Source organism: Pseudomonas juntendi (genome assembly GCF_009932375.1).
GTDB classification, from domain to species: Bacteria; Pseudomonadota; Gammaproteobacteria; order Pseudomonadales; family Pseudomonadaceae; genus Aquipseudomonas; species Aquipseudomonas juntendi.
In genome coordinates, this window is sequence record NZ_BLJG01000106.1 from 22,512 (window position 1) to 48,625 (window position 26,114).

Sequence of the window (26,114 nt, forward strand, 5' to 3'; positions counted from 1 at the left end):
GGGAGTAATAACCGTGAAGATCGATCGGCCCCTGTGGGCGTCCGGTGTGGTGTTGTCTGCGCAGCAGTTTCAGCAGCAGGCCCGCTTTGAATCGTGGACCAATCAGGCAGTTGCTGCGCTGGCATGGGTCCATCCGTGGGGCATTCACGCAGTTGCGTTCGATGCAGACGCACTGCAGCTGGGTAAACTTCTGGCTACGCGGCTACAGGTGTGCATGCCGGACGGAACGTTGATTGACACGGATCGACTGGATCGGCTGCCCGGTGCCCTGGAGCTGGCCAGGGCCTTGCCTGACGACAATCAGGCTGCAACGGTGGTGCTCGCCTTGCCGCTTGAACAGGCCAACGGCAGCAACTGTGTGTTCGAAGGCGGCAGCGTTGAGCGCCCTGTCAGATACCGCCAGGTGTGGCGGGACGTTCAGGATCTCTACACCGATGAAGTGCAGCCCATCAGCGTGCTCGAACACGCGTTGAGCTTGCGCCTGCAGGGTGATGACAATGCTGATTACCTCACCTGCCCGGTAGCGCGCTTGCTACGGGATGGGCGCGGTGGTTGGGAGATTGATCAGGCCTATGTTCCCCCGCTGCTGAAGTTTGATGCTCATGCGGGGCTGTTGCTTCAGCTGGACAATTTGCTGACTCAGTTGTCCGCCAAGCGTGAGCGGTTGATGGGCATGCGCCGGGAGAGCAACCAGCGCATGGCGGATTTCGCGGTCGCAGATGTGACGTTGTTCTGGTTGCTCAACGCACTGAATACCTACCAGCCGGTGCTGGCTGACCTCAAGGCACACCCTGGCCGGCACCCGGAGCAGGTGTACCAGCAGTTGGTGAAGTGTGCAGGGGCGCTGCTGACGTTTTCGCTGGACCAGAGCGTCGAGGATATCCCGGCTTATCAGCATGCAGACCTGGAGGCTGTGTTTCCACCGCTGATGCGTACGCTCTCCACCCTGCTGGAGGCAAGCCTGCCCTCGCGTGTGATAGCACTGGTGCTGGAGGCGCGTAGTGCCAACCGTTGGCAGGTGACCCTCGGCGATCCTCGGTTGCTGGAGCCGGAAGGCGCTGACTTCTACCTGTCGGTGCGCTGCCGATTGCCGGCTGTGCAAGTGCAAAGCCAGTTCCCCCGGCTGTGCAAGATAGGCTGCCCAGATGATGTGGATCATCTGGTCAATGCCGCACTCGATGGCGTTCCCTTGAAACCCCTGAGCCATGTACCAGCGGCAATACCGCTGCGTTTGGAGAACCAGTATTTCGCGCTGGACCTCAGTCATGAAAAAGGCCGTGCCATGTTGGCCGATGGCGTTTGCGCGCTCTACGTACCGAGCGTTTTTCAGGACGCCAAACTTGAACTGTTTGCGGTGCTGCGCTCATGACGTTCGCCCAGCATAACCACGGTGCGGCCAAGCTGGATATCGACGCTTTGCTGCAGGACACCTACTTGTTGGTGGTCGAGTTGCGGCACGGTACAGGGGCGCACAGTAGCCCGGAACTCTGGTCGCGTTGCGTAGCCGATGTCGAGCATGTTCGTACCTCGCTTCAGGAAGAGGGCCTGGACCGTCGCAGCATCGAGCTTATCAGTCACGCGCAATGTGCCTTGCTGGATGAGACGGTACTCGCTTGTGCCGAAGGCCAGGCCCATGAGGATTGGGCAATGGAAACCTTGCAGGCCAGGTTTTTCAGTAGCCACCAGGCGGGTGAATCGCTTTATGAGGACATGCGCACGGTGCTGCGTGAAGCCTCTGCCCACCCTTATGTCTTCACGGTTTTTCAGCGGGTGCTGATGCTGGGTTTTCTGGGGCGTTACCGTGATGTCAATCACCCGGAAAGGCAGCAGTTGCTGGCTGCAATCAATGCGCAGGTTCCCCCTCTTGATACAAGCCAGTCCCTGGTCACCCAGGCAGGGGGCACTTCGCACGTGCCGGTCTGGGGTTGGCTGCAGTCCCCTCTGGTTCATGTGCTGGCCGCATCTGGCCTGCTGATAGGCCTGTGGTGGGGGCTCGACCATACGCTGGGTCAGGCTGTGGCCTCGCTCCTGCCGGTGCAGGGGTGAGCGGGATGTTGCTCAAAGCGAAGCAAGGGCTGTGGTTGTGGGCCGGTGCGCTGTCCTTGTTGCTTGTTGCCATGCTCCCGCTGGCTACCGAATGGCAGGTCACGTTTGCCGTGGTCGTTACGGGCGCAGTATGGGCGGTGTGGCGGCGATGCAAGTGTGTTGCCCGCGAGGCGTATGAACTGCAATGGGCCAAGGGCGCCAACTTACCTGCAGGGTCCTACCGCCATCCGATTGTTCTGGTCGTTGGTGATTGCCTGGCTGAGCTGTTTGGTCCGGTGCCCGAAGCGCAATGGGCGCTGCGGGTAACGGGGGAGGGGTGCTACGTGCGAGTGCCCGAGGTGCAGACGCTACCCGCGACGGTTGCCAGCCTGCGGCTGCACAGGCCTGAGTGGAACGACCAGCTGAGTGTCATGTGGGTCGTGGACCCTGCCGTCCATACAGATGCCGCGGTGCTGGCGAATGAGCTGCGCAGCGTGCACCGCCAGGTTGTGAGGTTGCGCGAGCGTGGTAGCCCGCTGTCGCTGCTGGTGGTGGGCTATTTTCAGCGTGGTTCCCACACCACGGCCTGGTTCAGCTGGGCCGCCGCCAGGTCGGGCGTGCACGTGCATGAGGCAGGTGTGTGCATGAGCCTGGCTCAATGGCAGGTATCCGCCACGGAACCACATTCCTGCGCTGCCCGGCTGCGAGATGCGGTGCATTTGAACGCTGCTGCTGGCTGGTTGAGCAATGTCTGTATGCCTGAAATGCAGCTGCGGGCTTCTGCCAAGGCGATCGCAGCCGCCACCGTCGTTGCCGTTGCATGGGTTCCGACTTCTGGCAGGCACCCTGAAAACAACCTATGGCACCGCTGGCTGCAAAAGCGAACCGGCCTCTGCTTTGAACAGGGTGGAGCTGATGACGCCTATGGGTCGTTCCCGTTCCCTGACGCTCTGCTCCACTTGCTGCCGCGCAGTGCTCGTAACAGGAGGCCACCCAGAGCTCTGTTGCTAGGGGGCTGGCTGTTTGTGCTGGCAGCCTCCATCGCGCTGGTCAGCGCTGCATGGCAGAACACACTGCTTGTACGCCAGGTTACCGATGACTTGCGGCGCTATGGCACTGCTTCGATGAGTGTCGAGCCGAACAAGATGCTCCAACGCGAGACCGCGCTGGCTGTACTTCACCAGGATGCCCAGCGCCTGGACCACTACTACCGGCAAGGTACGCCCTGGTCGCTGGGCCTTGGTTTGTACCAGGGTGAAAAGTTACGCCCGTCATTGCTGGCTGCCATCAACGGCGACCGTATCCCGACGATGCCTCAGGCTTCGCCCGAGAGGCCCCAGATGGTACGCCTGAACAGCCTTTCGCTTTTCAGCAGTGGCAGTGCGCAGCTGGAACCGCAGTCAACCAAGGTTCTGGTTACAGCGTTGGCGGGCATCAAGGCTCAGCCAGGCTGGCTGATCGTGATCACAGGGCACACGGATGCTACCGGCAAAGATGAAAACAACCTGCGTTTGTCCCGTGCCCGTGCGTCTGCGGTTCACGACTGGATCCAACACATGGGCGATATCCCCAGCAACTGCTTAGCGGTGCAAGGCCTGGGGGCCAGCCAGCCCATTGAAAGCAATGACACTGAACAAGGACGTTCGGCCAATCGCCGAGTTGAGATTCGCCTGGTGCCGGAGGCGGGGGCTTGTCAGTCCTCGACTGCGGGCTCAGGCCTGCAACCCCTGTCGCATTCCGCGACCTCCAACTCCTGAAAGAGGATTTTCAAAATGGCTATTCCTGTTTACCTGTGGCTGCAAGACGATGGCGGCGCCGATATCAAAGGCTCGGTGGATGTTCAAGATAGAAACGGCAGTATTGAAGTCGTCGCGCAAGATCATAATCTGTACATTCCAACTGATAATAACACTGGCAAATTGACCGGCACGCGTATCCATACCCCATTTCTTTTCACGAAAGAAATTGATGCGTCTTCCCCGTATCTCTACAAGGCTGTAACAACCGGCCAAACGCTGAAGGCGGCGGAGTTCAAGTGGTACAAGATCAATGACGCAGGCCAGGAGGTTGAGTACTTCAACACCAAACTGGAAAACGTGAAAGTCGTCAAAGTTGCACCGAAGATGCACGACATCAAAGATCCAAAGAAGGAAAAACACAATCACCTGGAAGCGGTTGAATTGCGTTACGAAAAGATAACTTGGACATTCAAGGATGGAAATATCATCCATTCGGACTCGTGGAATGAGCGTACCACCGCCTGATGAATTCTGGCCGTTCACCTATAAAGGCTGACGGCTCCAGTGTATTGGGTTGAGCGTCCGCGCGCGGGCGCTCAGCCAAGTACACCTCGGTTACAGATACGTCTCCTCATGACATTACGTTGACCATCGACGACAAGGATGCCCGCTATGGCACATGATCCTACCCGTTTGCTTCGCCGTCTCAACGCCTACTGCACCCAGGCACTTACGGCGGCAGCGTTACTGTGTCAGGCACGTGGGCACAGTCATATCAGTATCGAGCACTGGTTGTTGAAGTTGTTCGAGCAAGGAGAAGGTGATCTGGTCGTCATTGCCCGCCGGCATGGCTGGGATATGGAAGCCATGTGGCAAGGATTGCTTCAGTACTTCGATACCTTGCCGCGCAGCGTGCTCAGCAAGCCCCAACTTAGCACCCAAGTACAGCAACTGATCAGTAGTGCCTGGCTTCTGGCGTCGATGGATCGCGACTGTGACCAATTGCGCTCGGTGCATTTACTGGCCGCCCTGGTTGAAACACCGGACCTGCTCAAGTGCTCGGCGGCTTGGCCTCTATTGAGTCTAGGTGCAACGCAACTGCAACAGGTTGGAGCCTTGCTTGAGCGGGACTCGGAAGAAAGTCAGCCGGTGCAGAGTGTAGTGTTCAACCCGGCAGTGGGGCGGACGATCAAGCCCACAACCCACTCGGATGACGATGTGGCGCAGCCCGCGATCCTCGATCAGTACAGCCATGACGTAACCGCCAAGGCCGCGGCAGGGCAGATCGATCCCGTTTTCGGCCGAGACAATGAGATCCGGCAGGTGATCGATGTGCTGAGCCGTCGGCGCAAGAACAATCCTATTCTGGTCGGTGAGCCCGGTGTCGGGAAAACCGCCCTGGTCGAAGGGCTTGCCTTGCGCATCGTCAGCGGGGATGTCCCCGACAGCATGAAGCCGGTGAGCATCCGCACGCTGGACCTTGGGCTGCTGCAGGCAGGGGCTGGCGTCAAGGGCGAGTTCGAGCAGCGGCTCAAGCGCGTGATCGAGGCCGTGCAGCAATCGGAAACACCAATCCTGCTCTTCATTGATGAGGCGCACACCTTGATCGGGGCCGGCAACCAGGCGGGGGGCGCCGACGCCGCTAACCTGTTGAAGCCGGCCTTGGCCCGGGGCGAGTTGCGCACCATCGCGGCCACCACCTGGAGCGAATACAAACAGTATTTCGAACGGGATGCTGCGCTGGAGCGGCGCTTCCAGATGATCAAGGTGGACGAGCCGGACGATGCCAACGCCTGCTTGATGTTGCGGGGGCTCAAAGCGCGTTATGCCACCCATCACGGCGTGCATGTGCAGGACGCCGCCGTACAGGCGGCGGTCAGCTTGTCCCGACGTTTTCTGACGGGGCGCCGCCTGCCTGACAAAGCAGTGGACCTGATAGATACCGCCTGCGCCCGCGTTCGCATGAGCCTCGATTGTGAGCCGCCGGCGCTGGTTCAGTTGAAGTCGCAGCAAACAGCCCTGGCTGCGGAGCGAACTGCGTTGGAACAGGATGCACAGCTTACGGGCAAGGGGGTTGAGCCCCGGCTGGCGAAGATCGATGCCCAGTTGTTCGAACTGGAGAGCCAGCAAGCCGCTCTGGTGTTGCAGTACCAACAGGAGCTTGAACTCACGCGCCAGTTGCTCGATGCCCGCCAGGCCGAACAGGTCGACACAACGGCCTGCGCGCAGTTGCAACAAGCGCTGAGCTACGTACAGGGGAGCCGGCCGCTTCTGTCGCTCGACGTGTGTGGCCGCAGCGTGGCCGAGGTAATTGCCGACTGGACAGGCGTTCCCCTTGGCAGCTTGCTCAAGGACGAACACGCCAGCTTGTTGAATTTGGAAGCACAGCTCGCCGAACGCGTGGTCGGCCAAGACCCGGCTCTGCTTGCACTGGCTCAGCGGCTGCGCGCCGCCCGAACCGGGTTGACGAACGACAATGCGCCGATGGGCGTGTTCCTGCTCGTCGGCACCAGTGGGATCGGCAAAACGGAAACTGCGCATGCCTTGGCTAGCAGCCTGTTCGGCGGAGAAAAGTCGCTCATCACCCTGAACATGTCCGAATACCAGGAGGCGCACACCGTCAGCCAACTGAAAGGGTCACCGCCTGGTTATGTGGGTTACGGCCAGGGCGGCGTACTCACCGAAGCTGTTCGCCAGCGCCCCTACAGCGTGGTCTTGCTGGACGAGGTCGAGAAAGCCCACCGTGATGTACTCAACCTGTTTTACCAAGTGTTCGATCGCGGCTTCATGCGCGATGGCGAAGGCCGGGAGATCGATTTCCGCAACACGGTCATTCTGATGACCTCCAACCTCGGCAGCGACCTGCTGCACAGTTGCATCGAGCAGCACCCAGCCACTGAAGATGCAGCCCTGCATGAGCTGTTGCGCCCAGTGCTACGTGAGCACTTCCAGCCGGCTCTGCTGGCACGCTTCCAGACATTGATCTTCCGCCCACTGGGGCCCGATGCACTCAAACGCATTGTCGCGATCAAGCTGGGCCAGGTTGCCAGGCGTTTGCAGCGTCATTACGGCCTGCAGTGTCAAGTGGAGGACACGCTTTACCAAGCCCTGGTCGCCGCCTGCCTGCTGCCTGATACCGGTGCCCGCAATATCGAGAGCTTGCTGAACCAACAGATTCTGCCGGTACTCAGCCAACAGCTACTGCAGCGCCAGGCCCTTGGCCAGCCAACTCAAACAGTGACGCTTGGGTACTGCGAGCACAGCGGCATCAATTTGAGCTTTACCGATGAACGCGAAGCAGCGCTGCTGGCTGGCAAGAGGGGTTGATCATGGCGAAGTCATTACGAGGTTCCGCCCATAACCACTACACCCTTGCAGTCGATGAACTGGATGCGGTCGAGCTCGATGTACTGTCGTTCAAAGGGGAGGAGTGGCTGAGCCAACCGTTCAAGTACACGGTGGCGTTTACCTCTTCCACGCAGGACATTGATGCCGCCAAGGTTCTCGGGAAGGACGCCAGTTTTCAGATGGGGTCGTCGTCCGTCGGGGCCGCGTCCCGCACGTTGCATGGTGTGATCACGGGGTTCAAGCACCTCTCCAGCTCAAGGGATGAAGCCCGTTATGAGGTAACCCTGCAGGCTCGCCTGGCGCTGCTTAGCCGTGGCAAGCAATACCGGATCTATCAGCATCAGTCAGTGCCGGAAATCGTCGAAAACATCCTGCGCAGCCGCCACCAGTTCGAGGGGCAGCACTTTCTGTTCGACCTGGTACGCGAATACCCCAAGCGCGAACAGGTCATGCAATACGGTGAAAGTGACCTTGCCTTCATCAGTCGCCTGTTGGCAGAGGTCGGCATCTGGTACCGCTTCACCCACAACGACAAGCTGTTTATCGACGTTGTCGAGTTTCACGATCACCAGCAGCATTACCAGTTCGACGTTAGCCTGCCGCTGCGTCCACTGTCTGGCCTGGCCAGCAACGGACAGGATGGCGCCTGGGCGCTGCAGGTCAGCCATGAGGTGGTGGAGCAGCACATCAACGTGCGCGCCTATTACCACCGCGACGCTGCGGCCTTTCTGGAGGGGGACGTGGATCACAGTCGGGGGGCGACGACGACCTATGGCGAGGGCTACCACTACGGCGAACCCTACACCGCGCTGGGTGACGCAATCGCCCAGGATGAGGACCTGGAAAGCGAAAGTGGCTACTTCTACGCGCGCCTGAATCATGAACGCTTCCTCAATGGGCAAACCCGCTGCAACGGCGTAAGCAGCAGCGTGACACTCGCCCCAGGGCAAGTGGTCACCATCACTGATGGAGCACCACAGGTCTTCGAGCCTGGGGTCGTCATGACGCATTTGACCGTCGAGGCCGCTCGGGACCGTAGTCTGGAAGTCACCTTCGAAGCGATACCTTACTCGGAGTCGATCTGCTTTCGGCCACCACTGCCGAGCAAGCCGCAGATTGCGGGCACAGTACCGGCGCGGGTTACCAGCACCCAGCAGAACGACCCCTATGGCCATATCGACCTGGAGGGCCGCTACCGGGTGAACTTCCTGTTCGACCGGGACAGTTGGAAAGCCGGAAAGGAGAGTGTCTGGCTCCGATTGGCTCGACCTTACGCCGGCGATACCCACGGCCTGCACCTGCCGTTGATCTGCGGTACGGAAGTGGCTGTGGCGTTTGAGCAAGGCGACCCGGACCGGCCCTATATCGCGCATGCCCTGCACGATAGCCAGCACCCTGACCATGTCACGCTGCGCAACTACAAGCGCAACGTGCTGCGTACACCTGCGAACAACAAGTTGCGCATGGACGATACGCGTGGCCAGGAGCACATCAAGCTCAGTACTGAACACAGTGGGAAGAGCCAGCTGAATCTCGGGCATCTGGTCGATGCCGATCGCCGGCCTCGCGGGGAGGGCGCGGAACTGCGCTCCGATGGGCATGCAGCTATCCGTGGCGGCAGTGGCATCTTCATCAGTGCTGATGCTCAGCCTCAAGCCCAAGGGACAATGCTGGAGATGGGAGCAGCGTTGGCTCAGCTCAATAACGCCCTGGCATTGGTGAACGCACTGGCGCAAAGCGCAGCTGTGTCGGGAGCATTACCAGCTGATAATCAGGCCCAACAGAGCCTGCGGGAGGCATTGGCGCGGCTCAAAGATGCGGGACTCCTTGCCTCGGCACCTGCCGGGATAGCTATGGTTACACCTGCAAACATCCAACTATCGGCAGAAAACTCTATTACAGCTACGGCTGGTGATAGTGCTGACTTCAGCCTATTCAAACGTTTCAGCGTGGCCGCAGGTGAGGCAATCAGTCTGTTCGCCCAAAAGTTAGGGCTCAGATTAATTGCGGCTCGCGGCCCTGTGGATATTCAGGCACAAAGCGATGCGATGACGTTACAAGCAGACAAGGAACTTGCTTTAAATAGCATTAATGGCGAGATCGTTCTCAATGCCCAACACGGCATCACCCTAGTTAGCAGAGGTGCCTATATCAAGATAAAAGACGGATCTGTTGAGATCGGTGCCCCGGGTGAACTGCATATCAAGAATGACAATATCGCTTGGGGAGGCACTGCCTCATTGGAGAAGGCCCTGGCACCGATGATTCTGGAAGACCCTGTTTACAGCAATCCCATGCAAGGTGGCTTTCAAGTTAGAGATAAAGTCAGTGATAAGCCAAAACCTTACGTACGGTATCGAATTGAAGCTGCCGATGGCAGCGTGCTGAGAGGCATGACAGATGGGAATGGTTATACACAATCCCACTATGGAGTTGATCTTCAAAGCATAAAGTTATTCTTTGAGTAACTTCGGAGTGATAGGAAATGAGCGGTGCGGATATCTCAGTAGCAGAAAACAGGATTGGCAAAAGTAAAACCGTTGTAGTGGCCCATCATCAATCGGTACAGTGTTATTTTTGCCCGGAAACCGAAGAGTTGGTTTTTATTGCTGACAGTGAGGCTGCAGAGTTTGAGGCGCATTGGAAGGAAATGCAGCAGTGCGTAAATGATTTTCATCAGGAAAAAATTAAGTACTCCGTTGCAATTGAAAAATATGGAATTGCTGCAGAAACCACAGCAGCGCCTGAGGCATCATTTCATGACGCTGTAGTGCGAGCTGAGAAAAATTTGGAGTTGAGGCGAGAAAAGTTAAAAGAAAAAATTGGTGAGTTTTCTACCCAAGACATGAAATATGATGATGTTGTGGAGCTTGTTCCTGTTAGTGGTCAGTCTGCTAAAAGAAAAGCTGGTGAGAAACGAGCGCCTGTAGTTTATGTAAAAAAAGGTTACTACAGTAAAGGCAAGGATGGCAGAAAACTCCATACTGTGTCGTTGAAAAGTAGTGACAAAAAAGGCGGCGCTGAAAGTATCTTTGAGCGGCGCAGTGATGGAAAAATTCGACGCATAGACGACAAGAAGCTTAAGAGGCAACTTGCCGGATTGAATTGGCCAAAAATAAAAACTGATCTGAAGGATGTTGTTAAATGGGCAGGCCTTGGTTTTGATCCTGAGGCGCTGAGTATGGATTGTACACTTTTTGACTGGGCGGATAGCTGGAATGCTGCCGCACAAGGTGAGGCAACGTGGGGGGATCATATTGATTTTGAGGGCGGAGCACAGTTTATGCGCTTTGTTTCCAATTTCGGCGCAAATGTTGAAATTGATCCACGTAAGCAACAATTCTCCATCAAAGGAGAGGCTGGCGGCAGCTTAACTGCGGCTGCCGGCATAGCCTCCTTTTCAATTTACGCCCCGGATCGCATCGGATGGGCGCTCACAGTTAATCCCCCTGATGAGAACGAGGTCCCGTTTGATTTAGGGATGATGCGCGTATGTTTGAACGTTCGCTTGGCCGCATTTATTGGAGCGACGCTTCAGGTGGAGGCTCTATTCCAGGTGGTCAGGAGTGGTGACCAGCAAACCGTCATGGGCCAACCTGGTCGTTTGAGACCTTTCAGTGAAAGGAAAAGCAAAGCTTACGATTTTCATAAGCAGATGAGCAGTGAAGAAGAAGGGGTAAAACTTTCGGCAGAAGCTTTTGCGGGTGCGAGGGCGGAAGGAACACTGACGGGATCACTGCAATGGTTAAAGCCGACAGCGGCAGGGGAAAAAAATGGCGGCATACTGGAGACTACTGGAGAGTACGTCGATTTTTGTAAAATAGGACCCAGTATTGCAGGGTTGGCGGGGGTGGGTGCCGGCTTAAGTTTTCATTGTACTTTTATTAATGGGAAGTTTTGTTTTCATTTTGCAGCCTCTCTATGCAAAGGGCTGGGTGCTAAAGGTGGCTTTGTTTGTGAAGTGAATGGCAATACCTTTCTAGAGTTTGGTGCTTGGTTGATTTATCAACTGAATCAAAGGAATTATGGTTTTTTTAGAGTCATGGATGTTGATGCATTTAGTGTGTATACGAAGTATTGTGTTATGCAAATGGAGCTCGTTGAAGCTGATGTGTATGAGCATTACTCATTCGCAAAAAAATCGATTGAAAAAATTGTAAATGATTTCAAAAAACAGGTTGATGAATTGACTGATGAGACGAAGAGGAGTGTTGATGCTTCGAGACGACGGAATCAGTTAGCTAAAAATGTTATCACCCGACAGTTGGATCTGTTGCGCCACACACCTGAGGCTAAGGGTATATTGCTTTACCTTCTGACGCGTCATGGTAAGTGGGATAATATAGATCCAGGAAATATAGAGTTTCTGGATCGCTACGGCGAACGAAAAGAGGCGGTGCTCTGTGTACTTAGAAGTATTCAAAGCAAGCCGGAGTGGCGTAAAGTATTGTCTCGTGTCAATGCGGAAGGGAATGGCCCATCAGAAGGAGATGTTGAGCTGGACGCCGTCGAGCGGCATGAACGAAGCTTGATAGACTTTCTTAAGTTAGGGAAGGATCGAGATAGAGAATTCTATGAAATAAAATATGAGCGAAGCGAATTGGCCAAAATTTATGATCGGTTGAAGGAGTTTAGTTCTTCTGGTTATGCGCTCGCTATGAATGATACGGTCTATTATAAGCTAAACGTTGGTCGTAATCCGAATTACCCGCGACGCTGCAAGTTTGGTCCTTGTGGTGCGGATATTGTCTGAGTAAGTCCGATTGGAGTGGTCGTGATGATTTTTAAGGTGTCTGTGTTTTTATTCGTTTTTTTGAGTTTGTCAGGCTGTGACCAGTTGGCGAGTGAAGTAGATAATAAGGAGCTCGGGATAACGCCGATAGAGATGAAACATTTTATCGAAGAAGTAAAAAGGGGCTTGGTATTTGTTGAGGGTGGTGAATATTTGATGGGGGATTATGGCTTAGAGTACGGGCCGGAGCTAATGTCTTATGATAGTGATGGAGACAGTCGGCCGGTACATAAGGTCAAGTTGAGCACCTTTTCTATTGCAAAATTTAAGATCTCAAATAAAGAGTTTGAGATGTATCTTAAAAGCAATGGTCTTAAGTTGCGTTCTTTTGAGGTGGGGGGGATACAGAAAAAGTGGAAGAACGTTCATTCTTTACCTAATTTGCCAGCGCATATGGACTGGTATGAAGCCGACCGCTATTGCAATTGGCTGGCTAAAGTGTCCAATCTTCCTTTCTCATTACCCACGGAGGCCCAGTGGGAGTACGCGGCACGCAGCCGCGGGCAGTTTTTGATGGTAGCCACTGATGACGGTACTTATAAGCAGACCAATGATGGTTTTACTGAATATGGGGGAGGACCAAAAGGAATTAACATTTCTACTTATCGAGATCGTGAGGATTTTGCTAGACAAATGGGGTGGAGCACGGAGGGGCTTACGCCCTTGCCGGTGGACAGGTTTCCCCCCAATCCGTTGGGCCTTTATGCCATGTCGGATAATGGGCTGGAGTGGGTTAAGGATTGGTATGACGAAAATTATTATCAGTACTCCCCTGAAATTGACCCCCAGGGGCCGGAAACACCAGTGACCAAGGACTACTATGGCCGGGATACAAAAGTTACACGTGGTCAGGCATATGCCAATCCAAGCTGGGGAGGAGGAGTGAATGTGCACAGAACCCCTGAGAATCCGCATGGTTATGCATCCGAAGATAAAATGATTGTGTTGGGCGATAAAACGGCTCGGTGTGTTGTTAATAGTCACAATCGGATTGAGTAGCGGCGAGCTTTCTATTTCAGGGGGAGCATTTAAATATAGGCTGCCTGAAAGGCGGTAATGATTTTATTATTAGGTGCTTAATGATATGCGCGGAGTTATTCGTGTTGGCGACAAACTGTCTTCGGGAGGCAAGGTGCTTGCCGGTACCCGTGGATTGAAATTCATGCAGCTTGATGTCGCTTGCGTAGGTGATGCTGTTTTTTGTCCAATACCTGGGCACGGCGTGAATGAAATAGCAGAGGGGGATACAGGTTCGAAAGTTGAAGGTCGGCCCATTGCTTTAGACGGTCATTGCTGTTCCTGTGGTTGTGATTTAATCACGTCGCTTCCTCAAGCAGGTAGGCTGTGAGATGGCAGTTGACCTGAGCTCATTACCTGAGAGGCGATTGCTACCCCGGCAACCTCGGCACTGGCGATGGGGTGTGGTCATCTTGCTTTGTTCGCTCGTCGTTGGCGGGTTGATGGTCCTGCGTTGGCGGGTGGACAGTTGGCATCCATCATTGTGGTTTTGGATCTGCGCATTTTTAGGGGTTTTGATTACCGGGTTATTGTTCTACGCACTGCGTTTTTTGGCGTACGAGAAGCATCGAGATTATATAGAGGGTTGGAATGAGAGTCGCGATGAGTTGGAGCGATCACTCATTCTGCGCGGCCAGCCTACGGTTGCCGTATTGGCCGTATCCTATTGTTCCGGGGCGGGCAATAATAAACTTGCTCAGGCCCTGCGTTTGGGCAGTAAGCCTCTCCAGTCTATTTATCTGGAAGGGCAAGCCTTGACAATGCGGTTGAGCCAATTAAAACCGTCGGTACAAAATCACTCAAAATCCGAATACGCTAAGCGTTTACGTGGGTTTTTACAGCAAGTTGTACGTGGGTTGGAGTCTGATTTAGAGATCGGGGCGCGCAGTCTTGCTGTGGATGTTCGTATCAGGCATAACCAAGTACTTTGCAATGAAGAGCTGCTGTCTATTTGGTCTGCAGTTACCACCAACCCCCGTTTAACTCATAACGTGGTCTTTGCGATGGACGATGATGGCGTCATGTGGCTGGACACCTGGTTGGATGCGCCGGAACGACATCAACTGTTAGTGTCCGTCGAAATTAATCTTTTTCTAGACCCCATTGCTGAACAGGCCGAGGCCGTGACAGCTGTGTTGTTGGGCTCTTCGCAGTGGTGTAACACGCAAAAAATTGATTCGATCGCCCTGGTTCATCGCCCTGTCCAACTTGAGTGCGCTGGTCGCTCTATCAAGGACGCAGTTACAGAAGCATTTCTTTGGGGGCAACTGCGTGCCGGAGAAGAAAGGTACTTCAGTTGGCAAGCTCAGGTGCCTGGCGACGTTTTACGTGAGACATGTATCGCTGTGAATGCAGCACGCTTCCCTTTTAACGTGGCCAGGTGTCATCGATTGGATGATTCGTTTGGTTTGCCTGGATGTGCAGTAGGTAATGTCGCATTAATCGTTGCTAGTGAGTGTGCCAAGGCGGAGGACGGTCCGCAGGTGGTCCTGCTACACGATGCCTCTACTCAAATGTTTATTGTCCGGCCTGCATGAGATCTTGAAATAGGGATTGATCGTGAAAAAGAAGAGAATCAGCGTCTGGATAGTGATCCTGTGTTTGCTCGTTGCGGGTGGGGTATTGATCTGGGTCGATAATCCCGTAGTGCAGGTGAGGAGTGAGACTGCACGCTTGCAATGGTCAGCAGTGTTGTTGATCGGCTGTTTGATATTTCTCTTTCTCGATGGCGTCGGCGAATTGGCTATCCGAATGTTGGGCGCGAGAGATTTTATTGCTCTGATGGGACAAAAGCTCGGAGCCAACTGGACTTTTTCGAATGGCAGTAACGTAGTTTCTAATGCTGAGGATCCATTTGGCGTACCCGAGTTGAGGGCGCATTTGAAGGGACGCTACGGCTTCTTCTGGCGGCGCAAAATTCGACTGTTGTTGGTGGTCGGTGAGTCTGAGCAGATCGAGGCGATTGCCCCTGGGTTGAGCGAGCAGCGTTGGCTGGAAGGGCAAAACACCGTGCTGCTGTGGGCCGGCAGCATCCAAGGTGAAGCGCAAGACGCGTTGCTTTTGCAGTGGCGCGGCCTATGCCGCAACTGTGCGCTCAATGGGGTGGTCTGGGTGTTGAACAAAGAGCAAAGCAATAACGTGAGCGCGATGAACGACAGCGTTCGTCGTTTGCAGAGTCTGGCCAAAACCCTTCGCTGCCAATTGCTGCTGCATGTGTGGCAGGTCTGCGACAGTATGTGGCCGCAGCACGCGTGCGAAATCGGAGCGATAGGCTGCATGCTCCCGGTACCCTTATCGCCAGTGCGGCTCGCCGACCACTTGGGCATGCTCGCACAACCCTTACGTGAGCAGGGTCTATCGCAGCTTCAAAAAGACTCTGATCATGATTTCTTGCTTCGATTGTCACGCGATGTTGCGACCGATGGTGTCTCCGGATGGTGCGCTGCATTGTCCGCGCTGTTCCGGCGACGCGACGTTTGGTTGCGTGGCGTGTGGTTCAGCTTACCGCTGCGACTCCAGAACAACCTTCGCGTGGATCATCACTGGCCTGAAGACCCAGCATGGTCAGGGATCCTCAACGATCGATCCGCCCGAACCCAGCGACTGGGTTGGCACCCAGCCAGAGTCGCCTACGTTTCTGCGCTCGGCCTCGCTTTCATTTGGGGCATCGGTTTGCTGTTGTCGTTTGCGAGCAACCGTGCCGAGGTCGGTCAGATAGCGGCAGCGTACAGCGCTTTGCAACAGCCTGTAGCAGGTACAGACACTAAACAGGCACTGGGTGAGCTGGTACGCGAACTCTCCCGCCTGGACTACCGATCAGAACACGGCGCACCGTGGTACCAGCGCTTTGGCCTGAACCGGTCGCATGACCTGCGTGAAGCGGTGTGGCCGCTCTACATGCAAGCCAATAACCAACTGCTCCGCGACCCTGCCGTCTCTGAGCTGGAGAAACGGCTCAAAGCGTTGGTCAACTTGCCTCTGGCAAGCCCCCTGCGCGCCACGCGGGCACAGCAGGCTTACAACTACCTCAAAGCCTATCTGATGCTGGCGCGCCCAGAAAAAGCCGATGCTGTTTTCTTGGCCGAGACTTTGGGCGCTGCTGAACCGGCATTGTGGACATTCTACGGCCAGCATCTGCCCGAGCACCCTGACTGGGCGATTAAGGCCGACCTCAGGTTGATCGCCCAAACACGCCAAGTGCTGCTGCGCGAACTGGGGCAACGAAACGCTGAAAGCAGCCTGTACCAGCACGTCCTCGATACCGCCGCTAACCACTATGCCCCAATGGCCTTGCAGCAGATGGTTGGCGACACCGACGCGACCGCGCTGTTCACCAGCACCGGTCACGTCCCCGGCGCGTTCACCCGCGAAGCCTGGGAGGGCCAGGTCCGCATGGCTATTGACGACGCGGCCAATGCACGGCGTGAAGAAATCGACTGGGTATTGAGCGACAACGTGGGTGATGTCGCGGATGAACTGAGCCCTGAGCAACTGAAAGCGCGGCTGACCGCACGCTATTTCCGGGACTACAGCAGTGCCTGGCTGGCCTTTCTCAACAGCCTGCGTTGGCAGCAGAGCACAAGCCTGCATGATGTGACCGCCCAATTGACGCTGATGAGCGATGCCCGCCAGTCGCCCCTGATCGCCCTGATGAACACTCTGAGTTACCAAGGCCAGGCGGGTGTCCGTGGCCAGGCCCTGGCCGACTCGCTGATCGAATCGGCGCAGAAGCTGGTCGGGCAGAAAGCACCGCCGATGGTCGACCAGCTGGCTCAAGCGCCCAGCGGTCCACTCGACAGTACCTTCGGTCCGCTGATGGCGTTACTGGGCAAAGCCCCCGAAGGCCGAGCCAGCAGTGACCACTTGAGCCTGCAAGCCTTCCTCACCCGCGTCACCAGCGTGCGACTGAAGCTTCAGCAGATCACCAACGCCCCAGACCCGCAGGCCATGACGCAAGTGCTGGCGCAAACCGTATTTCAAGGCAAGGGCGTCGACCTGACCGATGCGCAGGCCTACGGAAGCCTGATTGCCGCGAGCTTGGGCGCCGAGTGGGGCCCTGTAGCCCATGCGCTATTTGTGCAGCCGTTGACGCAGGCCTGGCAGCAGATCCTGCAGCCGTCTTCTGCTGGCCTGAACCGGGATTGGCAGCGCGCCATCGTCGATGAGTGGCATGGCGCCTTTGACAACCGTTACCCCTTTGCCGCCTCCAGCAGTGATGCATCCCTGCCCATGCTCGGGCAGATGATTCGGGCCGACTCCGGGCGCATCGAGCAATTCCTGCACCAGCAACTCAATGGCCTGGTGCGCAAAGAGGGGAGCCGCTGGGTGATCGATCCTCGCCAAAGCCAGGGCCTGCGTTTCAACCCTGCCTTTCTGGAAGCAATCAACCACCTCAGCCAACTGGCGGACGTGCTCTATACCGACGGTGGCATGGGCATGAGCTTCGAGCTGCGCGGCAAACCCGTGCAGGACGTGGTGCAAACCCGCTTCGTGCTCAACGGCGAGCAGCATCATTACTTCAATCAGCGTGAGCGCTGGCAGCGCTTTAGCTGGCCAGGGCAGGGTGACCACCCCGGCATCAGCCTGACCTGGACCGGTATCCATGGCGGCGAACGGTTGTATGCGGACTACCAGGGCACCTGGGGTTTGATACGCCTGCTGGAAGAGGCCACCGTCACCCCGCTGGATGACGGCGACAGCCGCTTTCGGGTGGTACTGAGCGCGCCGGACGGCCTGGGCCTGACCTGGCACCTACGCACCGAGCTGGCTGACGGCCCGCTGACCTTGCTTAAGTTGCGCGGCTTCCGTCTGCCCAGGGACATCTTCCTCGTGGGTGATGCGCGCTTCGCGCATAACGGAGGCCCGCAATGAGCCTAAGCAGCCTGGTCGCGAGTTGCCTCCCGGATCGCGATGCACTCGCCTTGGCCCGTGAACACAGCCAATGCTGGGAAGCCTGGCTGTCCCCCATCAGCGTTGATACGCCCGTGGGTGAAGACCCCGGTTATGACGACGATTTCCAACGCATGCGCGAAGAGGTCAACCGGCTGTCCGGCGCAGATGTAGAGTTGGTCGCACAGCTTGGGCAACGGTTGCTGCAACATGCCTGCAAAGACTTGCGCGTAGCGACGTATTACCTGTGGGCCCGCCTGCACACCGATGGGGAGCCCGGGCTGGCAGACGGCTTGAGCCTGCTGGCTGCGTTGCTGGAGCGGTATTCTGCGGACATCCTGCCGGCGCGCCCCAACAGCCGAAAAATGGCCTTGGAGTGGCTGGCCGGCAACCGGGTGCTGGCCAGTCTGTCGTTGTACCCCCAGGTGGTCAAGGCCGAGGTCCAGCGCACCGTGGCGGCGCTAGTGTGGCTGGAGCAGGGCTTCAGCGCTTGGCCAGAAGACCAACGACCATGCCTGGACGGACTGTACACCGCGCTGTCCGCTCGCCTGGCAGTGGCGGGTGGTGTGGATGCGATCGTTCCGCAAACCAGTAGTGAATCTGCGCCAACTCATTCGGCCACCCGCCCGAGTTCGTCGTCGATCAAGTCCGGGCGAGACTTGCTGGACAGCGGGCGGCAGTTAGCGACCTACCTGCGCGAGCAACCCGAAGGCTGGCTGGCGGCCCACCGGCTGATGAAGAGCTTGCGCTGGGACACCGTGCACCAAGTCCCGCCGCAAGACGCACAGGGCATAACCCGCCTGGCGCCCCCACGTGGTGAATACCGTGTCCAGCTCAAGCGCTTGCACGTGCAGCAACGCTGGAGCGAATTGATCGACCAGGCCGAGCGCATGTACGCCGAGGGCGTCAACCACTTCTGGCTGGACCTGCAATGGTATCTGCACCAGGCCTTGAACAAATCTCCGCACCCGCACAGTAGCTGGGCAGCCGTCATCAAACATGACCTGAACACGCTGCTGCAGCGCTTGCCCGGGCTAGAAACGCTGTATTGGCGCGATGGCTCGGCCTTCGCAGATGAAACCACACGCGAATGGATCAACCAGCACGTCAGCGACAGCCGCGGCGCGCAATGGCTGCCTGCTGCAGCCTCGGCAACCCCCATGGCCAGTTGCGACATCCTTGCACTGGAACCCGATGCGCTGGCGCAAGCCGATGCTGAGGGTGTCGAGCAGGCGCTGGCCTGGCTGGCAAACCGGCCGGATACGCAGGCCGGGCGCCAGCGCTGGTTGCTGCGCCTGCTGATGGCGCGGGTGGCCGAGCAATACGGCAAGGCCGAACTGGCGATTCATTTGTTCACGGAGCTGGATACCACCGCGCACCACCACGCATTGACCGACTGGGAGCCCGAGCTGATCTTCGAGGTAAAGGCGCGTTTGCTCAAACTGCTGCGTTTGAAGGCCCAGCGCAACGATGCCGACCGGCCGGCCCTGGCACGGCAGATGGAGCGGCAGCTGGCGGCGTTGGTCGCCATTGACCCTGTACGTGCTGCGGTGCTGTGCAGCTAACTCACATTGATCAGGACCCTGTTTTGAATAAGGACAACCCAACCCTGCGCTACTTCGATGCCGAGATGCGCTACTTGCGCGAAGCGGGTAAAGAGTTCGCCCAGGCGTTCCCGGACCGTGCCGCGCAGCTGAACCTGGACAAACCCGGCGCGCAAGACCCCTATGTGGAGCGCCTGTTCGAGGGCTTCGCGTTTCTCATGGGGCGCCTGCGGGAAAAACTGGACGACGATTTGCCCGAACTGACCGAGGGGCTGGTCAGCCTGCTGTGGCCACACTACCTGCGCACCATACCCTCGCTGGCCATCGTTGAACTGATGCCAGATGTGAGCCAGATGAAAAGCAGCGAAACCCTTGCCAGGGGCTTTGAGGTGCTGTCTCAGCCAGTGGGGCCACAACGTACCCGCTGCCGCTATTCCACAACACAGGCTCTGACACTACAACCGCTCCAGCTGGGCGCCGTACGTCTAGATAATGAACCCGACGGGCGCGCAGTGCTGCGCCTGCGTTTTGTCCGTGGGGACCTGGCCGACTGGAATCGGCTGGATCTGTCCCGACTACCGTTGTACTTGAATGCTGATGCAGCGTTGGCCAGCGCACTGCATCAAGCACTGACCTTGAAGGTAAAGGCACTGTACGTGCGAATACCGGGCGAGGCAGAGCGCCAGCTAATGGAAGGTCATTTCAAGCCCAAGGGCTTCGCCGACGATGACTGTCTTTGGCCCAAAGGCGACAGTGCCTTCAGCGGCTATCAACTGTTGCTTGAGTACTTTACCTTCCGTGAGAAGTTCATGTTCGTCACACTGTGCGGGCTCGAGTCGCTAGCGATACCCGCGCAGGCCCCGTGGTTCGAACTGGAAGTGGTGCTTGATGAAGCGTGGTCGCATGCCTTCATCCCCAATCAGGATCACATTCGCTTGCACGCGGTGCCAGTGATCAACCTGTTTCCACTGGAAGCCGACCCACTCAACCTGGACCCGCTGCAAAACGAGTACTTGCTTCGCCCGATGCGGCTGCAGGACGGGCACACGGAAATCTATTCCGTGGACAGGGTGTCCGGTTCGAAGAACAGTGTCCGGCACGACTATGTGCCTTTCAGCAGCTTTCGCCACAAGGGTGGCATGCTCCGCGATGAAGCGCCGGAGCGGTATTTTCATACCCGGCTCAGGCAGGGCGCCAATGGCCTGCATGACACCTGGCTGATCCTGGGCGGGGAAGGCTTTGACAAGGACGTGCTGCTCCAGCGCAACAGCCTGTCACTGCGCCTTACCGGGACCAATGGCCAACTGCCGCGCAAGGCGCTGCGCAGTACGTTGCTCGACGCTACCGCACAGTCCACCCAGGCCGGGCTGCAGGTGCGCAACCTGACCTCACCCACGCTGCCGAGCTACCCGCCCAATCGTGACCGTTTCCACTGGCGAGTGCTGAGCCATCTGGGCTCGAACTTCCTGCCCATGCTCAACAGTGCCGAAGTGCTGCGCGGCACGCTGGCCTTGTATGAGTGGACGGGTAGCGAAACCAATCGCCGTCGCCTGGAGGCCATCGTTGAGGTCAGGCATCACCTTATCCAGCGGTTCGAAAAAGGCTTTCTGCTGCGCGGCGTGGATATCGAAGTGACGCTCGACAGCAATGGCTTTTCCGGGGAGGGGGACATTTGCCTGTTCGGTGAAATGCTCAGCCGCTTCTTCGCCCTGTATGCCGATATTCACTTGTGCACGCAATTGACCTTGATCCTGCAACCTACGGGGAGGTGCCTGCGATGGAGCGAACATCACAGTCAGCGTATTCCCGGCTGAAAGCAGCAGGGCTTTTGCAGGTGCTGCAGGGGCAGGTTGCCTCGGCCAATGTGTATCGCGTGTGCCAGCTACTGGAGCAGGTACTGGCTGATCACCCGCCGTTAGGCAGCACCGCCCATCCAGGTGATGACGGGGTACGCTTTCGGCCTGATCCGGGGATGGGGTTTCCCGCAGGTGAGCTGAAGGCCATTGAGTCTGACGCCACCTGCCCCGAACGACCTATCACGATACGAACGCGGCTGCTGGGTTTGTACGGTGTCGATTCGCCGCTGCCAACAGCCTACCTGGACGACATCGCCCAGCGCCGTGAAGGCCACGAAGCCGTTGAGGCGTTTCTCGACATCTTCAACCATCGGGTATTCACCCAGTTCTACCGGATCTGGCGTAAATACTCGTACCCCGCCACATTTCAGGCGGGCGGGGGCGATACCACCTCGCAATGCCTGTTGGGTTTGATCGGGCTCGGCATACCGGGTACGGCCGAGCGTATTGCCACGCCCATGTCACGCTTCCTGGCGCTGCTCAGCGTTATGCGCTTGCCCACCCGCAACGCCGAGGGCATTTCAGCGCTGGTCAAGCTGCTGGCTCCAGGTACCCAGGCACATGTCACCGGCCATTGGCCGCAACGTGTGGTAGTTGGGCGGCCAGCCAGCCTGGCAAAGGATAGCCCGGTCAGTCTCTCCCAAGGCTTGCCGCTAGGCACTGTCGGGCTTGATGCGAACAGCCAGTTGCGCCTCTTGCTGCACACCAATGACCCGGATGAGGCGCGCGAGTGGCTGCCTGGTGGCCAGCTGCTGCTGGACATGCAAGTACTGCTGGAGGTGTACCTCGGGTGGCGCTGCACGGCCAGGCTACAGCTTTCCATTGCGCTGCGTCTGTTACCCGTACCGGTGCTTGGCCATACGCAAGTGAGGCTGGGAATGACTGCAGTGCTGGGTTTGCCGGCAGGCGAAGAAGCTACGGCCCACACCATCACCATCAATCTGGGTCGTTATCAAGGCCTGAAACTGCACCCTTGCAACAGGGAGGTAGCGCATGTGGCGTACCACTTCTAAACGCTTCACGGCCGTGGCGTTGGCGATACTGCTGGGCGGCTGCGGCCTCACCCAGAAGGTCGTTGACGGCACAGCCTCCACCGCCCATGCGATCTTCTACAAGCAAGTCAAAACACTGCATCTGGATTTCACGGGGCGGGCAGCAATGAATACTGACAGCACCGAGATGAGCGGGTTGTCCGTTCCGGTGCTGATACGGGTCTACCAACTGCGTGATCACAAGGCACTGGACCGGGCCGCCTACGACGATCTTGTCAGCCACGGCGGGCGTGTGCTGGGTAGTGACTTGTTGAACGAAAAGGCTGTAGTGGTCAAACCTGGTGAAGCGGCTCAGCTCAGCACGCCTTTGCACAGTGAGTCTCGGTACATTGCCGTTGTTGCCTTGTTCCGAAACCCGGACCTGGAGCAAGACGCGTGGCGCCTGACCTTGCAGCGTGATGACCTCGCCCCGGACCAGCCCAGGGTCATTGAACTGGGCGACAACCGCTTGAAGTTGCGCCCGCGCGCCGAGGGCTGAGCACATGACCGAGCCAGGCCCTTCGCTTTACGAAACGCTGCTGCAACATTACAGCGGCGAGCTGGAACTGCAGCGGGTCAGTGAGGATGACCAACTGACGCTCTCGGTTCTGGACAATCTCCAGCGCATTCTGAACAGCCGCGCCGGAACCCTCGCCCATCTGCCGGAATATGGCTTACCGGATATGGGCACGGTTTTACAAGGGTTGCCTGCCTCGGCCCATGGCTTGATGAATGACATCGTGAGCACCTTGCGCAGATATGAGCCGCGGCTTGCAGAAGTCCGCATCCAGCTGCTAGCGCAGCGACGGCCGGGCCACCTGGAATACGCACTCGAAGTTCGCATCAACGGCGGTGGCCGGGTTGCCTTCGGGGCCACGCTTGCGCCAGATGGAAGGGTGGTCGTGCGTCACCTGAAGCGGGAAGGCTATCTCACCAAGCCATAGACCTACAGACAAGGGGGCCAGATGACGGCGCTTTTTGAAATGCGGATTCGCCTGGGAGACGACCCAGGCAGTTTTGATGAGTTCAAGGTGTTGCGCGGCGAGCTGGCCAAGCTTGATCACCCCGCGTGCCCTGATGTCGACTGGGCAAAAGTCGAAGCATTGTGCTTGAGGCTCTTCGAGCGGAACGGGGTGGAGTTGCAGACGGCAGTGTCCTTCATCCTGGCGCGTAGTTACCGTGCAGGGCTCGCGGGTTTGACCGAGGGCGTGGCACTGCTCTGTACACTTACGGACGCGTGGCCGCGCTTGTGGCCGTTGCAAGCTTCATCCCGTATCGATCTCATCGCCTGGTTGTTTGCCCGTTTGCATCCTTTGGTCCGAATGCTGGAGTGGGGCGGAGCGAGCCTGGTGACGCTGGGGGAACTGATTACTGAACTGGGGCGGCTGGAGCGTCGCCTGGAGCAGCTTGGCCACGCCCCCTTGGCCTCGCTGAAGGTGTTCCGACAGCAGGTCAGCAGCGTGATGCAGCGCATGTCGGGAGGCCGCGACGTGCCGATGCCGCTTGCGTTGCAACCATGGGGGTCACCCGCTACGCCAGCGCTTAGCCCACAGATCGCCGCAGTGGTCTCAGCACCACCGGCCTACAGTTTTGTGGTCGAGCCTGTGGTGCAGAAGCGCGCGGTATTGCCGTGGCTGCTGGTACTGTCGGTCTCCTGCGTTTTTGCGGGATGGTTAGGCTGGCAAGAATGGGCATCCAGGCAAATCAAAAACGCCCCCATGCCTGAGCCGATCCAACTCGATAGCCTGAACCTGTTCGAGCCGGGCAGTGCCGAACTGAAACCAGGTTCTACCAAAGCGCTGATCAATGCACTGGTGGGTATCAAGGCTCAACCGGGTTGGCTGATCGTGATCTCCGGGCACGCGGACGCACGGGGTGATGCGGCCAGAAACCTCGACCTGTCCAGAGCCCGTGCCTTGGCCGTGCGCGACTGGATGCAGCGCATGGGAAACATCCCGGACAGTTGCTTCGCTGTGCAAGGTGTTGCCGCCAGCCAGCCAGTCAGTAGCAATGCTACCCGGCTTGGGCGCGCTGAGAATCGGCGCGTGGATATCCGAATGCTGCCACAGAGCAGCGCGTGCAACGATCTCGCCGACCTTTGACACACAAGGTAGTGCGTAACTGAACATCCAGGCCGTGTGCCAAAAGAAAGCGTAGTTTCGATAGCGGACACTAGGAACTGCTCAACGCCATGCCAGCGATATAGCCAAAGGTCATGCCCGGCCCCAGGGTAATACCGCCGCTCGGGTAGTGCCCGCCCATCACGCTGTGCATATCGTTGCCCACCGCATACAGCCCGGGAATAGGCTGCGCCTGCTCGTTCAGCACCCGGGCCGCCGCGTCTGTCGCCAGACCGGCAAAAGTGCCAAGGCTGCCGGGCGACAGCCTGACCGCGTAGAACGGCCCGTTCAGCAGGGGCCGTAGCGAGGGGTTGGGCCCGTGCAACGGTTCCCCTTGGGCGCGGTTATAGGCTGACGCGCCGCGGCCGTAAACGGGGTCCAGGCCCTGGGCCGCATGCTGGTTAAACGCCGCCACCGTGCACTGCAACTGCGCCGCATCGATGCCACAGCGCTGCGCCAGTTGGGCCAGGCTGTCGCCCTTGTGCAAGTAGCCACAGCGTTGGTAGATGCGGGTGGGGAACGGAAAGGGTTTGGCCCAGCCAATGCCATAGCGCCGTTGCGCGGCATGGTCGCAGATCAGCCAGGCCTGCGCCGGCTCGCCCTGCGGCGTGGCGGCGAACAATGCATTCATGAAGTCGTGGTAGCAATCGGCCTCGTTGGCGAAGCGCCGGCCATCGCTGCGTACCGCAATGAAACCGGGTTTGGCGCGGTCGACCAGGTGTGGAAAGTGGCCATGACTGCCATCGCGGCGTGGCACCTGCGACACGGGTGCCCAAGCCCCGGCATGGGCACCGCAGCTATGTACCTGGCCACCGGCCTGTTCGCCCAGGCGCAGGCCGTCCCCGGTGTTTTCCCGGGGCGCGGCAGAATAATGCTGGTGACCTTGCGGCGCATGCGGCACCAGTTGCGCAATACGCTGACGATCATGCGGGAAGCCCCCGCAAGCCAGCACCACGCCACGGCGCGCATGAATCACCTGGCCGTCGGCAAACTGTGCGCCGCCGACCCGGCCTGAGCCCAGCAGGCGCGTGGCCGCCTTGCCGGTCAGCACGGTCACGCCCAGATCGAGCGCACTGCGCAGCAGGCGTGCCACCAGCGCGTTGCCATTGACCAGCTGCTGGCCGCGACGGTGCAGCAGCAGATCGCGGCCATGGCGCAGCAGCCGCCTGCCGACATGCATGGCCGCCTTGGGCGAGCGGGTGGCGTTGAAGAAGGCGGCCATGTCGGCGCCCCCGGCAATGCCCATGCCGGCCAGGCTGACAATGTCCAGCGGCGGGCGCAGCTTGCGCAGCCAAGGCCCCAGCCGGCGCCCGTCGTAGGGCAGTGCGCACAGCGAGCGGCCGCCGCGCGCACTGCCGTCACCTGCGTGCATGTCGGGCATGCGGCTGCCGCTTTGAAACTGCACGGCAGTGTGCCGCTGGAAAAACGCCACCATTTCCGGGCCGTGGTGCAGAAACGCCCGTTGGCGTGCATCCAGTTCACTGACATGGGTTTGCGCGCGCAGGTAGCGCTCCGGGGCGTCGCCCGTCTCGACGATGCCCTCGGCAACGGCCAGCGGGTTGCGGGGTATCCACAGCCAGCCGCCCGACCAGGCGCTGGTGCCACCCAGGTGGGTGGCCTTTTCGGCGATGATTACCTGCTGGCCATGGTGGGCCGCAGTCACGGCGGCCGCCAGGCCCGCGGCACCAGCGCCGATGACCAGTACGTCGCATTGCAGAGGTTGCATGGCGTGGTTCCGTAAGGGCGGTGAGA

The 26,114-nt window shown here is 58.2% G+C and carries 18 protein-coding genes; 17 read left to right on the forward strand and 1 reads right to left on the reverse strand.

All coding sequences use genetic code 11. The features are described 5' to 3' along the window. The first annotated feature begins 13 nt into the window (after positions 1 to 13). The 17 genes from tssK (at position 14) to GYA94_RS14855 (ending at position 24,344) form a co-directional block, all read left to right on the forward strand. Positions 14 to 1,369: a type VI secretion system baseplate subunit TssK gene (gene tssK, locus GYA94_RS14775; protein WP_110679621.1), complete on the forward strand. Its 1,356-nt coding sequence runs from the start codon at positions 14 to 16 to the stop codon at positions 1,367 to 1,369. Then, positions 1,366 to 2,046, forward strand: coding sequence for a type VI secretion system protein TssL, short form (gene tssL / locus GYA94_RS14780; RefSeq protein WP_110679620.1), 681 nt, complete (start codon positions 1,366 to 1,368; stop codon positions 2,044 to 2,046). Before tssK ends, tssL begins: the two co-directional genes overlap by 4 nt. Positions 2,047 to 2,051: 5 nt before the next feature. Then, positions 2,052 to 3,782 carry an OmpA family protein gene (locus tag GYA94_RS14785; RefSeq protein WP_197879195.1) on the forward strand — a complete coding sequence of 577 codons (1,731 nt, stop codon included), beginning with the start codon at positions 2,052 to 2,054 and terminating at the stop codon, positions 3,780 to 3,782. Between the two features lie 15 nt (positions 3,783 to 3,797). Next, the gene (locus GYA94_RS14790) at positions 3,798 to 4,289 is read left to right on the forward strand and encodes an Hcp family type VI secretion system effector (RefSeq protein ID WP_110679618.1); all 492 of its coding nucleotides are present in this window, start codon (positions 3,798 to 3,800) and stop codon (positions 4,287 to 4,289) included. A 147-nt stretch (positions 4,290 to 4,436) separates the two neighbouring features. Further along, positions 4,437 to 7,091: a type VI secretion system ATPase TssH gene (tssH, locus tag GYA94_RS14795; RefSeq protein ID WP_161892580.1), complete on the forward strand. Its 2,655-nt coding sequence runs from the start codon at positions 4,437 to 4,439 to the stop codon at positions 7,089 to 7,091. 2 nt (positions 7,092 to 7,093) lie between these two features. Further along, positions 7,094 to 9,580: a type VI secretion system Vgr family protein gene (locus tag GYA94_RS14800; protein ID WP_161892581.1), complete on the forward strand. Its 2,487-nt coding sequence runs from the start codon at positions 7,094 to 7,096 to the stop codon at positions 9,578 to 9,580. A gap of 17 nt (positions 9,581 to 9,597) precedes the next feature. Continuing rightward, positions 9,598 to 11,865: an ATPase gene (locus GYA94_RS14805; RefSeq protein WP_161892582.1), complete on the forward strand. Its 2,268-nt coding sequence runs from the start codon at positions 9,598 to 9,600 to the stop codon at positions 11,863 to 11,865. A gap of 24 nt (positions 11,866 to 11,889) precedes the next feature. Beyond that, on the forward strand, positions 11,890 to 12,903 hold the full coding sequence (locus GYA94_RS14810; RefSeq protein ID WP_161892583.1) for a formylglycine-generating enzyme family protein: 1,014 nt from the start codon (positions 11,890 to 11,892) through the stop codon (positions 12,901 to 12,903). Positions 12,904 to 12,988: 85 nt separating this feature from the next. Beyond that, positions 12,989 to 13,252, forward strand: coding sequence for a PAAR domain-containing protein (locus tag GYA94_RS14815; protein ID WP_161892584.1), 264 nt, complete (start codon positions 12,989 to 12,991; stop codon positions 13,250 to 13,252). A 1-nt stretch (position 13,253) separates the two neighbouring features. After that, the gene (locus GYA94_RS14820) at positions 13,254 to 14,459 is read left to right on the forward strand and encodes a KPHS_23130 family T6SS system protein (protein WP_161892585.1); all 1,206 of its coding nucleotides are present in this window, start codon (positions 13,254 to 13,256) and stop codon (positions 14,457 to 14,459) included. Positions 14,460 to 14,481: 22 nt separating this feature from the next. Beyond that, positions 14,482 to 17,793, forward strand: a complete 3,312-nt coding sequence (locus GYA94_RS14825) for an ImcF-related family protein (protein WP_167524226.1) — start codon at positions 14,482 to 14,484, stop codon at positions 17,791 to 17,793. Next, complete coding sequence (tssA, locus tag GYA94_RS14830) at positions 17,790 to 19,376, forward strand: type VI secretion system protein TssA (RefSeq protein WP_161892586.1); 1,587 nt, start codon at positions 17,790 to 17,792, stop codon at positions 19,374 to 19,376. Before GYA94_RS14825 ends, tssA begins: the two co-directional genes overlap by 4 nt. Positions 19,377 to 19,399: 23 nt before the next feature. Then, entirely contained in the window at positions 19,400 to 21,169 is a 1,770-nt protein-coding gene (gene tssF, locus GYA94_RS14835; RefSeq protein WP_110679609.1) for a type VI secretion system baseplate subunit TssF, read from the forward strand. Further along, entirely contained in the window at positions 21,133 to 22,224 is a 1,092-nt protein-coding gene (tssG, locus tag GYA94_RS14840; RefSeq protein ID WP_110679608.1) for a type VI secretion system baseplate subunit TssG, read from the forward strand. The genes tssF and tssG overlap by 37 nt, the downstream gene beginning before the upstream one ends. Then, entirely contained in the window at positions 22,205 to 22,741 is a 537-nt protein-coding gene (tssJ, locus tag GYA94_RS14845; RefSeq protein WP_110679607.1) for a type VI secretion system lipoprotein TssJ, read from the forward strand. Before tssG ends, tssJ begins: the two co-directional genes overlap by 20 nt. Before the next feature lie 4 nt (positions 22,742 to 22,745). Next, a complete protein-coding gene (tssE, locus tag GYA94_RS14850) occupies positions 22,746 to 23,186 on the forward strand; it encodes a type VI secretion system baseplate subunit TssE (RefSeq protein ID WP_110679606.1) in 441 nt (146 codons plus the stop codon). Between the two features lie 21 nt (positions 23,187 to 23,207). Beyond that, positions 23,208 to 24,344: an OmpA family protein gene (locus GYA94_RS14855; protein ID WP_110679605.1), complete on the forward strand. Its 1,137-nt coding sequence runs from the start codon at positions 23,208 to 23,210 to the stop codon at positions 24,342 to 24,344. A gap of 70 nt (positions 24,345 to 24,414) precedes the next feature. Here the strand turns inward: GYA94_RS14855 and GYA94_RS14860 are convergent, their stop codons facing one another. After that, positions 24,415 to 26,088: an FAD-dependent oxidoreductase gene (locus GYA94_RS14860; RefSeq protein ID WP_161892587.1), complete on the reverse strand. Its 1,674-nt coding sequence runs from the start codon at positions 26,086 to 26,088 to the stop codon at positions 24,415 to 24,417. Between the last annotated feature and the right edge of the window lie 26 nt (positions 26,089 to 26,114).